This window comes from Catenulispora pinisilvae, assembly GCF_015356865.1.
GTDB classification, from domain to species: Bacteria; Actinomycetota; Actinomycetes; order Streptomycetales; family Catenulisporaceae; genus Catenulispora; species Catenulispora pinisilvae.
In genome coordinates, this window is the sequence record NZ_JAAFZA010000274.1 from 1 (window position 1) to 12803 (window position 12803).

Annotated in this window: 11 protein-coding genes; 6 read left to right on the top strand and 5 right to left on the bottom strand. The window is 68.5% G+C overall.

From position 1 onward, the window contains the following. A partial coding sequence (locus IZR01_RS42360; RefSeq protein WP_228561216.1) for an LLM class flavin-dependent oxidoreductase occupies window positions 1-917 on the bottom strand: 917 nt, incomplete at its 3' end. 61 nt (window positions 918-978) lie between these two features. On the opposite strand from IZR01_RS42360, the gene IZR01_RS42365 reads away from it, so the two are divergent. Beyond that, entirely contained in the window at window positions 979-1455 is a 477-nt protein-coding gene (locus IZR01_RS42365; protein ID WP_194927123.1) for a MarR family winged helix-turn-helix transcriptional regulator, read from the top strand. On the opposite strand, the gene IZR01_RS42370 is transcribed toward IZR01_RS42365, so the two are convergent. Both IZR01_RS42370 and thrS read right to left on the bottom strand, forming a co-directional pair. Then, window positions 1452-2123 carry an endonuclease V gene (locus IZR01_RS42370; protein ID WP_194898296.1) on the bottom strand — a complete coding sequence of 224 codons (672 nt, stop codon included), beginning with the start codon at window positions 2121-2123 and terminating at the stop codon, window positions 1452-1454. The genes IZR01_RS42365 and IZR01_RS42370 overlap by 4 nt on opposite strands. Window positions 2124-2224: 101 nt before the next feature. Then, complete coding sequence (thrS, locus tag IZR01_RS42375; protein WP_194927124.1) at window positions 2225-4225, bottom strand: threonine--tRNA ligase; 2001 nt, start codon at window positions 4223-4225, stop codon at window positions 2225-2227. Window positions 4226-4450: 225 nt separating this feature from the next. On the opposite strand from thrS, the gene IZR01_RS42380 reads away from it, so the two are divergent. The 5 genes from IZR01_RS42380 to IZR01_RS42400 all read left to right on the top strand — a co-directional run bounded on the left by IZR01_RS42380 (window position 4451) and on the right by IZR01_RS42400 (window position 10284). After that, the gene (locus IZR01_RS42380; RefSeq protein ID WP_194927125.1) at window positions 4451-5758 is read left to right on the top strand and encodes a GlnX family signal transduction membrane protein; all 1308 of its coding nucleotides are present in this window, start codon (window positions 4451-4453) and stop codon (window positions 5756-5758) included. 120 nt (window positions 5759-5878) lie between these two features. Beyond that, on the top strand, window positions 5879-6901 hold the full coding sequence (locus IZR01_RS42385) for a slipin family protein (protein ID WP_194898293.1): 1023 nt from the start codon (window positions 5879-5881) through the stop codon (window positions 6899-6901). 143 nt (window positions 6902-7044) lie between these two features. Beyond that, on the top strand, window positions 7045-8205 hold the full coding sequence (locus IZR01_RS42390; RefSeq protein WP_194927126.1) for an acyl-CoA dehydrogenase family protein: 1161 nt from the start codon (window positions 7045-7047) through the stop codon (window positions 8203-8205). 123 nt (window positions 8206-8328) lie between these two features. Next, entirely contained in the window at window positions 8329-9561 is a 1233-nt protein-coding gene (locus tag IZR01_RS42395) for an MFS transporter (protein WP_194927127.1), read from the top strand. 132 nt (window positions 9562-9693) lie between these two features. After that, a complete protein-coding gene (locus IZR01_RS42400; protein WP_194927128.1) occupies window positions 9694-10284 on the top strand; it encodes a hypothetical protein in 591 nt (196 codons plus the stop codon). Here the strand turns inward: IZR01_RS42400 and IZR01_RS42405 are convergent. Both IZR01_RS42405 and IZR01_RS42410 read right to left on the bottom strand, forming a co-directional pair. Continuing rightward, on the bottom strand, window positions 10262-11506 hold the full coding sequence (locus tag IZR01_RS42405) for a glycoside hydrolase family 18 protein (RefSeq protein WP_194898289.1): 1245 nt from the start codon (window positions 11504-11506) through the stop codon (window positions 10262-10264). The two genes, IZR01_RS42400 and IZR01_RS42405, sit on opposite strands and share 23 nt — an antisense overlap. A 149-nt stretch (window positions 11507-11655) precedes the next feature. Continuing rightward, window positions 11656-12803: MFS transporter (locus IZR01_RS42410; protein WP_194927129.1), on the bottom strand; the 1148-nt coding region annotated here is incomplete at its 5' end.

The following is a 12803-nucleotide window of genomic DNA, read 5'->3' on the forward strand; positions in this document are numbered from 1 at the left end:
CACCCCCACCGCACCCCCACCTCACAAGCAGGCCGCACCACCTCCTCCAACATCCACTTCATCCCATCAGCCTGATACTGCCGCCGAGCCCCGACCACCACATGCCCGAACCCGATCCCCGCCAGCGCCGCGATCGACTCCCGCGCCTCGGCGGCCCCGTCGTCCGCCACGATCAGCTGCACCGAACGCTCCACCTCCGCCGGGTCCCGCCCGATCTCCTCGCAATACCGATCCAGCAGTCGCGAGCGCTCGGCCAGCGCCTCGACCGAGTTGTGCGGCGGCCCCGGTATGTTCCATATATCTGCGTGTTCTGCCACCACGCGCAGTGCGCGGTCTCCCCAGGCCCCTATCAGCAGTGGCGGTCCCGTCGGCTGTATCGGCTTCGGGGAGTTGCGGGTGCCGATCAGCGTGGTGAATGGCCCCTCGTAATCGAATTCGTCCTCGGTCCACATCCTCCGCAGTATCGTCACCGTCTCGACCAGTCGCGCTATCCCCTCACGCGGGCTGATCAGCGGTATGCCATAAGCCGCGTACTCCCTGATCCCCGGGTTCTCACCCAGGACGCCGCCGGCGCCGGGCGACTGCACCGTGCCGCCGATGCCGAGGCCCATAATCAGGCGGCCGTCCGATATCACGTCCACCGTCGTCGCCATCTTCCCCAGCAGCGCCGGGCGCCGGAAGCGGTTGCTCGTCACCAGCAGTCCCATGCGGAGCCGGGAAGTCTGCGCGGCCAGGGCGGAGAGCGTCGTCCAGCCCTCCAGGGCCGGGCCGCCGCGGTCGCCGGCCAGCGGCATCATGTGGTCCCACAGCCAGGCGTCGGCTATCTCCGTCATCTCGTCAGCCTGCTGCCACACCCGGCGGACGTCGTCGTAGGACACGTGCATCAGGCTGGTCTTGAGGCCGATCTTCAACTCCATATCGTCACTGTAGCAAATCATCAGTGCCACTGACAATCAGTCTGAGGGTAGAGTGCCCCATATGGCCGAACTGCTCACCTCCCGACTCGGCTACCTGCTGAAGCACGCGCAGCTGAACTTCTCGCAATCCGGCGCCCGCGCCCTGGAGTCGCTGGGCATCAACGGGCGCCAGCTCGCCGTGCTGGTCGTCCTCGACGCCGCCGAGCCGCTGTCCCAGCTCGACGCGGCCAACGAGCTCGGCGTCGACCGCACCACGATGGTCGCCCTGGTCGACGAGCTCGAGGCCAAAGGCCTGGTGGAGCGCCGCCGCAGCCCCGACGACCGCCGCAAGAACATCGTCGAGCTCACCGCGCACGGCAAGAACACCCTCGCCGAAGGCGAGCGCCGCCATCAGGAGACGGAGAAGACGTTCCTGGCCGACCTCACGCCGATCGAGGCCGACCTGTTCGTCCGCATCCTGAAAAAGCTGGCCGCCGACGCCGAAGCACCGGTCGACCAGCCTGAAACCGCGACTGGAAAAGAGAAGAAAGTAGACTAAGCGGCAGCCAACGCCCGCCGCGACAGCTGGTCAGCGAACCGCGTGGTCTCCGGCAACCGATACTTAGCCGCCAGCCGCAAAGCCAACCGAGTGGCGTCCCCGACCGTAATCAGGTGCCCCGGCGAGACGTACACCGGCTTCGTCGACAACTGCGTCCGCAACACAGCACCGACCACCTGGCCATCGTGCACTAGGTCAGCAGCCTCTCCCCGCTGAATCCCGGGCTCTGCAGAGCGCCCCACGAACGCCGTCTTGGCCACTCCCATAGCCGGCTTACCAGCCAGCACCCCGAGGTGACACGCCAATCCGAACCGCCGCGGATGCGCGATCCCATACCCGTCGGCGACCAACACATCCGGCTCGACCGTCAGCCGGGCCAGCGCGCTGATCAGCGCCGGCATCTCCCGGAACGCCAATAGCCCCGGCACATACGGGAACTCGACGTCCATCACCGCCGTCGCCATGTCCTCGACCGCGAGCGTGTCGGCATCGAGCACCACGACCGCCCCCGCGACCCGTGACGAGTCAATCGCATAGGCCACATCCAGCCCCGCGATGTACCGCACCGGCCCGAGCGGCGTGGACACGTCCACCAATCCGGCCAGCCGTCCCTGCTCCGCCTCGGCCTCCTCCGCCGTACGCGGCCACTTCTCATGCGTGATCAGCATTGCTCATCCCCCTGGTTCCCCGTCTGCGCCCGGCCGCCCGACCGGGGCCCCCGTCGGTCCCGGTCGGCCGGACGCACTCACGCGGCGCCGCGGATCCGCGCTCAGATCCGTTCCCGCACCGCCTTCACAATCTCGGCGACGGCGTCATCGACCGGCACCCCGTTGTTCTGCTCCCCACTCCGGTACCGGAACGAAACTGCGGCCTTGGCCACATCGTCGTCGCCGGCCAGCAACATGTAGGGAACCTTCTGCTTCTGTGCGTTCCGGATCTTCTTCTGCATCCGGTCGTCCGAGGAGTCGATCTCCACCCGGACCCCCTCCGCGCGCAGCTTGGCCGCCACCAGCTCCAGATACGGGACGTGCGCGTCCGTGATCGGGATCCCGACCACCTGCACCGGCGCCAACCAGGCCGGGAACGCCCCGGCGTAGTGCTCGGTCAGTACCCCGAAGAAGCGCTCGATCGAGCCGAACAGCGCCCGGTGGATCATGATCGGCCGCTGCCGCGAACCGTCCGCGGCCTGGTACTCCAGGTCGAACCGCTGCGGCAGCTGGAAGTCGAGCTGGATGGTCGACATCTGCCAGGTCCGGCCGATGGCGTCGCGTGCCTGCACCGAGATCTTCGGACCGTAGAACGCCGCGCCGCCCGGGTCCATGACCAGTTCCAGGTCTTCCCCCTCAGCGACCTCACGCAGAGTCTCTGTAGCGAGTTCCCATTCCTCGTCTGTACCGACGTACTTCTCCGGGTCCTTAGTGGACAGCTCCAGGTAGAAGTCGTTCAGGCCGTAGTCGCGCAGCAGGTCCAACACGAAGCGCAACAAGCTCACGAGTTCGTCGCGCATCTGCTCGCGGGAGCAGTAGATGTGCGCATCGTCCTGCGTGAGTCCACGGACCCGGGTAAGTCCGTGCACCACGCCGGACTTCTCATAGCGGTACACGGTGCCGAACTCGAAGAGCCGCAGCGGAAGGTCGCGGTAAGACTTCCCACGCGCCCGGTAGATGAGGTTGTGCATCGGGCAGTTCATCGGCTTCAGGTAGTACTCCTGCTTGCCGTGTCCCTCGTCCAGCACCATGGGAGGGAACATCCCGTCCTTGTACCAGTCGAGGTGCCCAGAGATCTCGTACAGGTGCCCCTTGGTGATGTGCGGGGTGTTGACGAACTCGTACCCCGCCTCCTCATGGCGCTTCCGGGAGTAGTCCTCCATGACCCGACGGATAGTCCCGCCCTTGGGGTGGAACACCGGCAGACCGCTACCGAGTTCGTCCGGGAACGAGAACAGGTCCAGCTCCGCACCGATCTTGCGGTGGTCCCGCTTCTCGGCCTCGGCCAGGAACTCCAGGTGCGCCTTGAGTGCGTCCCGGCTCTCCCAAGCCGTTCCGTAAATGCGCTGCAACTGGGGGTTCTTCTCGCTACCGCGCCAATAGGCGGCCGCAGAGCGCATCAGCTTGAAGGCCGGGATGAACCGGGTGTTGGGTACGTGCGGACCGCGGCACAGGTCCTTCCAGCACAGATCCCCGGTCTTGGCGTTCAGGTTGTCGTAGATGGTCAGCTCGCCGGCGCCGACCTCGACGTCCACACCCTCGCCGGCGTCGTCCGAGGACGCCTTGCCCTTGAGCCCGATGAGCTCCAGTTTGTAGGGCTCGCTCGCCAGCTCCTCCCGGGCGGCCTCGTCGGTGACCGGGCGGCGGGAGAACAGCTGCCCCTGCTTGATGATCGCCTGCATCCGGCTCTCGAGGGCCTTGAGGTCCTCCGGGGTGAACGGCCGGTCCACGTCGAAGTCGTAGTAGAAGCCGTTGCGGATCGGCGGGCCGATGCCGAGCTTGGCCTCCGGGAACGCCTGCTGCACGGCCTGGGCCAGCACGTGCGCGGTGGAGTGGCGGATGATCGCCCGGCCGTCCTCGGAGTCGGCGGCCACCGGTTCGACCAGGTCACCGGCCTTGGCCAGGCTGGCCAGGTCGACCAGGCGGGTCCCCGCGGCGTCGGTCAGGCGGGCGGCGACGACCGAGCGGTCACCGGCGAACAGGTCCGCCAGCGTCGTACCGACCGTGACCGTCCGCTCGTCCCGACTGGGGCCGTTGGCGATCGTCACTGCGAAGTCGGACACGGGGCGCTCCTTCAAAGGGGGTCAACTGACTGGGCCGATCAGGAGGAAACTTTACCGACCGCCGCAGGTACTTCGCGCGACAGCGGTAGCGGCTACGTAGTGAGCCCGCCCTAAGCACCCCCTAAACACCCCTGGGCGCGTCCCGGGCACCCTCCCATCGGCCTGTTGAATCAACGTTCTACCTGACGTCGCCATCCGTTCACAGGCGCTCCCTACGGTGGTCCCGTGGGGAGGACAACTGAACGCAGGACACCGACCAGGCTGCGACTGTGGACCAGCGCCATAGTGGTACTCGCGGCGGCGGCTCTGACCACGGGGACGGTGGCGATAGCGGACACCCAACACGGTGTGAACCGGGTGGGGAAGGAGACCGCGCCACTCGCGCAGTCAGCCTCGGACCTGTACTTCGCGCTCAGCGACCTGGATTCGCAGACCGCGCGCGAGATGCTGACCATCGGGGACAGCGACCTGGACACCGCGCAAGGTGACGCACAGGTGACGCTCAACAGTCGGGTCACGGAGGTCGACACGGACCTGCGCCAGGCTATAGGCGGCACCTCGGACCAAGCAGTCCAGGGACAGTTCCAGACCATGCTGGACAAGGTCACGCTCTACCACGACCTGTCGACCACAGCCCTCTCCGTCGACCAACTCTCTACAGACGCCAGTAAAGGGCACCCCGACCCCGCCGCCCTCGCCTATTACAGCCGCGCCACGGACGTCATGCACTTCGACCTCCTACCGGTCGCCGCGCAGATCCGGGACTCCTACGCGAAGCAACTGGCAGCGTCGGCGAAGAGCGAGAACGATTCCTGGTCCGTCGACACAGTCCTGGTCCTGGTCACCACCCTGGCGCTGCTCGCAGTCCTGCTCTTCCTACAATTGGCGATGTCCGTACGCTTCCGCCGAACCCTGAACCCGTTCCTGGCCGTCGCCACGGTCGCCACCGTCGCCTTCCTGATCGCCGGCCTGGGAATGACCTCCCAGCAGACCGACCGCGTGCAGAACGCCGTCAACCAGCACATGACGCCCTACCTGGGCATCCAGCACGCGCGTGCCGTCTCCTACGACGCGGTCGGCTCCATCGTGCGCTACACCGTCGCGCCGAACTTCGGCTACGACCAGGGCTACGCCGCCGACCTGACCGCTCTGAACGGCACCGGCGGCACCCCGGGACTGCTCCACACTGGTCTGAACGGCACCGACCAGGCGCTTTCCCAGCGCGCCGGGTCTGATTGGACGGCTGTCCAACACGACGCGGGTAAAATCAAGAGTGAGGTCGACGGCGGCGACGTGGGATCGGCGCTCACCGAGGCGACCGGCATCGCCGGCGGCCAGCTGGGCCAGGACTTCTACGCCCTCGACACCCACCTCGGCCAGGCCGCGGACACGCAGCTGGGTGCTTTCCAGGCCACGATGTCCGACGCCCAGTCCGGCGCGTCGGGCTGGGCGGCGGTGCCCGCGGTGGTGTTCGGCGCGGTCATCGCGCTGGCGGTGGCCGGGGTGTGGCGGCGGCTCGCCGAATACCGCTGAACCGTCGGCGACCATGCCGGGAGGGTCCCGGTTAGCGAAGAAGTTCGTATACTGATCGATCAGGGTGCGACGCCGGTCGGCGGGGCACCGCCATCGCGTCCTTTCTGGGAAGGACCCGCCATGATCACTGCGATCGTGAGCGCCATCGTCGCCGCTCTGGCGGCGGGAGCAGCAGGCTTCGGTGCCTCGCTGCGCACCGTGAAGCAATACGAGCGGGGCATCGTGTTCCGCTTCGGCCGGGCGCTGGACAGCATCCGACAACCGGGCCTGACCCGGATCATCCCCGGCGTGGACCGGCTGCGCACGGTCAACATGCAGGTCGTGACCATGCCGGTGCCGGCGCAGGAGGGCATCACCCGGGACAACGTCACGGTGCGGGTGGACGCCGTCGTCTACTTCCGGGTCATCGATCCGGCCCGCGCGCTCATCTACGTACAGGACTACAAATACGCGGTGTCGCTGGTCGCGCAGACCTCGCTGCGTTCCATCATCGGCAAGAGCCTCTTGGACGACCTGCTCTCCAACCGCGAGCCGCTGAACCAGGGTATGGAACTGATGCTGGAGACCCCGGCGACCGGCTGGGGCGTGGAGATCGACCGGGTCGAGATCAAGGACGTGGCGCTGCCGGAGTCGATGAAGCGGTCGATGGCCCGCCAGGCCGAGGCCGACCGCGAGCGCCGGGCCCGCATCATCACCGCCGACGGCGAGTACCAGGCCTCGGGCAAGCTGGCTGATGCCGCGCGCATCATGGCGGAGACTCCGTCAGCACTACAGCTGCGGCTTTTGCAGACGATCGTCGAGGTCGCGGCGGAGAAGAACTCGACGCTCGTCCTGCCGTTCCCGGTCGAACTGCTCCGTTTCCTGGAGAGCGCTGGCGGGTCGCCGACTAGCGCGGTGAAGGCGGTTCATAAGGTGGTGGACACGGTCACGGGGGCTCCGCAGAGCGAGGTGGAGTCCGACAAGGAGCATGTGGCGATCGAGGCCGATGAAGCGCTCCCGCCCCTGACCGCCGTGCTGGACGCCGAGGCGATCGCGGGTCCGCTGACCAAGCCGACCGCCGAGTCCGACGCCGAGCCGCTGTTCAAGGACGACGCGGTGCCCTCACCGGACAGCGAGGCCACCCCCGATCCCTCAGACTCCTGACAGCTCTGCCAGCACGACCGTCACGTCGGCCATCGCGCCGCGCCGGTACCCCCGCGCGCCCCTGGAAACCTAGGCTCCGCTGTCGGCGAAAAAACAAACAGGCAGGATTGTTTTTGCATTCCCGGCCTGGCAGGCTGGCGGATATGAGCTTCGTGGAGCCCGAGGAGCGCGTGGCGCTCCGCCAGGCGGTGCGCGACCTGGCCAAGCGGTACGGACCGGACTACGTACGGCGGCAGGCCAAGGCCGGCCTGAAGTCGACCGAGCTGTGGGACGAGGTGGGCCGGGCCGGTTACCTCGGCGTGAGCCTGCCGGAGGAGCACGGCGGCGGAGGCGGCGGCATCGCCGACCTGGCCGCGGTCGGCGAGGAGCTTGCCCGCGCCGGCTGTCCGCTGCTGCTGATCGTGGTGTCCCCGGCCATCTGCGGCACCATCATCAGCCGCTTCGGCACCGAGGCGCAGAAGCAGAAGTGGCTCCCCGGGATCGCCGACGGCTCGTTCAAGATGGCCTTCGGCATCACCGAGCCGGACGCCGGCTCCAACTCGCACAACATCACCACCACGGTCCGCCGCGACGGTGACGAATGGGTCCTGACCGGCCAGAAGGTGTTCATCTCCGGTGTCGATGAGTCCGACGCGGTACTGGTGGTGGCCCGCACCAAGGACGCCGCCACCGGCAACCTGAAGCCGGCGCTCATGGTGGTCCCCACCGACGCTCCGGGCTTCACCAAGACCATGATCGAGATGGAGATCGCCGGCCCGGAGAAGCAGTTCCAGCTCTTCTTCGACGATGTGCGGCTCCCGGCCGACGCCCTGATCGGCGACGAGGACGCCGGGCTGCTCCAGCTGTTCGCGGGCCTGAACCCGGAGCGGATCATGGCGGCGGCGTTCGCGGTCGGCACCGCGAAGTACGCGCTGGACCGGGCCGCCGAGTATGCGAAGACCCGGACGGTCTGGCGCGACCGCCCCATCGGCACCCACCAGGGCGTGGCGCATCCGCTCGCCCAGGCGGCGATCCACGTCGAGCTGGCCAAGGTGATGACGCAGAAGGCGGCCTGGCTCTACGACAGCGGCGATGACTTCGGCGCCGGCGAGGCGGCGAACATGGCCAAGTTCGCCGCCGCCGACGCCGCGGTCGAGGCCGTCGACCAGGCGATCCAGACACACGGCGGCAACGGCCTGGCGACCGAATACGGGCTGGCCCCGCTGCTCGCGGCGACCCGGGTGACCCGGATCGCGCCGGTGAGCCGGGAGATGATCCTGAACTTCATCGCGCAGCACACGCTGGGGCTGCCGAAGTCCTACTAGGCCGAACGGGTAACGACCTTTTCACCCTAATATCCGTTTTCTGTCATCATCGGAGGGTCCTGAAAGGGGGGACCCTCCATGTGGCATACACATGCTCTTCGTGGGCTGATACGCCCTATACCCGTGCGAGTTCCGGCCCGCGATGACAGTTCCCTGATCATCGCTGCCCGCGCGCTGCGGACCTTCGGCTACGGCTGTACCAGCGTGCTGCTCATGGGGATGCTCGAGAACGCGGGTATCAGCGGCACTCGCCTTGGCCTGATACTCGCGGTGGCGGCGGCCGGGTGCGTGCTGGCGACGATCGCGATGGGCAAATACGCAGACTGCTTCGGGCGCCGGACGTCGCTGCTGGTCAGCGCTTGTCTGATGGGGATCGCGGGCCTCGCTTTCGCGGTTACCAGGTCCTATCCGGTGCTGCTGATCGCGGCCTTCATCGGAACGGTGTCGCCGTCGACCAACGACAACACGCCGTTTTCGGGCGTTGAGCAGGCGATTCTCGCGCAACGCACGCCGGCCCGCCAGCATACGGCGATCTTCACGCGGTACAACGTGACGGCGCAGGCCGCTGGCGCCGTAGGCGGTCTCGCCGCTGCCGCCTTGGGCGCATTGCCGACCTCGCTGGCCGGGGACGCCGCGTTCGCGCTCTACTCGATCATCGCCTTCACGACCGGGTTCTTGTTTCTGCGGTTGTCGGCCGCGGCAGAGCCTTCGGCGGGCCCGCCAGCAGGATCGCCGACAAACGCCGCCCTGCCGTCGGTCGATCCCGAGGCGCTCGCAGCTCATACCCCGACTCGATTACCGGGCCCGGTCCGCCGCCTGGCGTGCCTGTTCGCGGTCGACGCCTTCGCCGGCGGGCTCGCGGTACAAGCGATCCTCGCCTGGTGGTTCCATCACCGATACGGCGCCACCGCCACCGACCTCGGCCTCATCTTCTTCGCGGCGAACCTGCTGCCCGCGGCCGCCCAACTCGCGGCACCGCTCATCGTCAGCCGGCACGGCCTGCTTCCCGCCATGCTCGTGCCGCACCTGGCCTCCAATATCTTCCTGGCCTGCATCCCCTTGGCGCCCGATCTCGGCGACGCGGTCGTGCTGCTGCTCGCGCGTCAGGCCCTTTCGAAGATCGATGTGCCGGCTCGCCAGGCGTTCACCGCGGCCCTGGTCGGCCCTGAGCATCGGACCGCCGCGGCCTCGCTGACGACGGCAGCGCGTGGCGTCGCCGTCTCGGTCAGCCCGCTCGCAGCGACCCTGCTGCTCACCGGCTCATCCGTGGCCCTCGGCGGTCCGTTGCTGGTCGGCGCCGCCCTGGCCGCGGCCTACGACCTCGCAATGTGGCGCTCGTTTCGAGCCAAGAGCTGACGACTGTCACCACAGAACCCGAACACCAGCACATTTTCTCGTAACAGAATGACAGAAACCTCCCATAGACACTGATGTCCGATTACAGTGGAATCAAGCACGAAAGTTCGAATCATTCCAGGAGGGGATCCCATGTCCACCATCAGCAACCTGCCTCAGCCCCGCACCTCCCTCGCCGACCTCACCGAGCGGGTCGACGACCTCGACGTCCGGATCTGGGCCGCGGCCCGGAACACCGATGATCCGCAGCTTGCCGTCGTCCGGGCCCGTGAACACGCCGAGTCCGTCTTCATAGGCCTCGTCCTGACGATCGGCTCCGGAGCACACCGGCTGAACTGCTCGGTTCCCACCGCGTCCGGCGCGGTCACCGCGGGCGAAGACCTCAGGATGGACATCGCCACCGAGGTCCCGGCGGTCCGGCTGCCCGCGTCCGGTGCCGAGCGCGAGCTCTGCGAGCTCTTCGCGCTGGCCCACGTCACGGGCGCCGAAGCGACCGTCATCCTGCGCTCGCGTCGGCTCTTGGAGCCGGACGTCGGCACCGGGACACCCGGCTACGTGGTCCGCGGCTGGCGTCTGTCCGGCGGCCAGACCGCACCGATCGACGCCGCCGGCATGTTCGCGTTCTGCTGTTCCGAGGCCAGCAGCGGCGAACCGCTGCCGCTGGACCCGAGCACGCGCTACGCCGACGCCCGAACGCTGGTCACCCCGCCCGGGCCGGACTGAGCCAGTCGGTGCGGTAGGCCGCCCAGTCGGCGGGGGTCGCCGCGAAGTCGACGTACAGGGCGACGCCGAACCGACGGGACGGCGGGTGCGCACCGAGCGCCAGGCGTACTCCGTCCAGGGCGGCGGGCATGGTCTCGGCCCGGGCCCAGTGGCCGGGATCGTCGGTGTGGAAGGCCGGGACCCCGATCAGCAGCTCGACGTTCTGCGGCACGACGCTCAGAGCCACTTGCGTCTCCCGGGCGACGTAGCCCCGGTAGGCCCACGCCGTCGGCAGCGAGGTGTCGTAGGCCATGAGCGCCACCTGGTCGCAGTGCACAGCGACCTGCCGCAGGTAGTCCTGGGACCACCACTTCGAATGCCCGGCCAGGAAGTTGCCGGGGAGCCGGAAGCCGGGCAGCGGTTCCACCTGCGGCACCGACGCCGACAGCAGGGCGTGGTGGGCCATGGTGACGGTGTGGGCCGCGGCCAGCACGTCCAGGTAGCCGGGGTCGCCGTCCGGCACCGGCTCGAAGTCGAAGTGGACGCCGTCGAAGCCGCGGTCCAGCGCGGCACTCACCCCGGCGACCACGCGGCCCCGGGCGGCGGCGTCGTCCAGGTGCAGGGCGTCCCCGCCGACGACCTGGCCGAGCCAGGCCTGGACCCGCACGCCGGGAAGCTCCCGGTGGACGGCGTCTATGAACCACTCGGCGTTCGGGCTCTTGGCCGGGTTCAGTGAGCCGTCCATCTCGAAGGGCCCGTCGTGCACGAACAGATCCTTGATACCTGAAGAGCGAACGAGGGCGGCCAGCGCCTGGAAGTCGGCGTCGGTCTTCGCCGCGTTGCCCGTGCCGGGCGGCCAGCCGACCCAGGCGTGGCCCAGCCACAGGGCGTCTTCACCGGTGCTGCGCGCGGCCGCCGAGGGCGTACCGGCTCCTTCCGCGTACAGCGCGGCACCGGTGGCGACCAACAGTGTCGCCAGCATGGCGCACAAAGCCACCACTGACGACAGCGTCCGGCGTCGCCATCGTGGCTGCCGCCGATACCAGGCGGCGAGCCGTCGCAGCGGATTGCGTCGGCGTTCGTCGGACCGCTCCGCCTCGGCAGGCGGCTGGGCGGCGGATATATCGGCGAGATCGTCGGGCCCCGGCTCGGCATCGGGCGCCGCCGGATCGGATGCGGACGGGCCAACCGTTTCGGGCGGCCGGCCTCCGGGGTCATCAGCCAGGTGGTCTTCCGAGTTCATGATCGAGTCCTGACGGCAGCGTGCATCGTCAGTTCTGGAAGCTCCCATCTTGCCCGGGCGGAGCGCGTCGGCTCCACCGCCCCATGTGTCGGCGAGCCTAACGCAGCCCCGCTTGGAATATCAGGGCTCATGGATCCATGCCCTCACTGTCACACGGGCTCCGGCGCCTCGGACAAATCGTGCACTACGAGCCCAGGCACGGGCACAGCATCCGCCAGCGCACGGGACAGCGAGAGCTCCAAGTGCGCCTCTGCGGCCCGCAGCGCGGCCACCCGCCCGGCCGAGCGCCGACCGATCACCAGCCACGCCGGCACCCCGGCTGCGCCGAGCACCAGGCTGGCCCACAGCACGACCGAGGAGCCGAGCGTGCTCAACGCCCACCCGCCGACCAGCGGTCCGATGATGCCCGCGATGCTCCACACCAGCGTCGACATGCCCTGATACCGTCCGCGCAAGTGCGCCGGCGCCAGATCGGCACCCAGCGCCATCTGCGGCGGCGTGGTCCCGATCTCCGCGAGCGTCCACACCACCACCGACGCCGCGTAGACACCCATCGGATGCCCCACCGCCGAGACCAGCAGCGGCACCGCGAATCCGGCGCCGGTCACCAACGACGAGACGGCCAGCACCGGGCCGTGGGTGTAGCGGCGCAGCCAGGTCGTCAACGGGAGTTGCAGGACCCCGATCAAGATCCCGTTCAGCGCCGCGATCGCCCCGTACGCCCCAGGCCCGAGGCCCGCCTCACCCATCATGATCGGCTGCACAGTCTGCGCCTGCGAATAGATGACGGCACCGACCAGAACCGCGCCCAAGAACCCCAGGAAGATCCGGTCCCGCAGCACGTCAGTAAGGCGGCCCCCGCGCTCCTCCGAATCCGCGCCAACACCGGATCCGCCATTGGCAGCACCGGGACCAGTAGAACCGATACTCGAGACCGGCCGCGTCTCCGGCACTGTGAAGAAGACGACCACGGCGCATCCCAGGTTCGCCGCGGCATCGCCCATGAAGAGCAGGCTGTACCCGTGCGAGGCAACCGCCCCGGCGGACAGCATCGCGACGGAAAACCCCAGATTGATCGCCCAATAGTTGAGCCCATAAGCCCGGCCCCGATCAGCCGACGGCACGACGTCCGCAATGATCGCCCCAGTCGCCGGCCGCGTCGCATTGTTGGCCAGCCCCGCCAAGAACGCCAGCACCGCGATCAGCGCCACCGAGTGCACCGACCCGAGCGCCACCAACGTCACCGCCGAGGCGACCAACGCCCCCAACAACGTCGCCCGCCGCCCCACCCGATCCG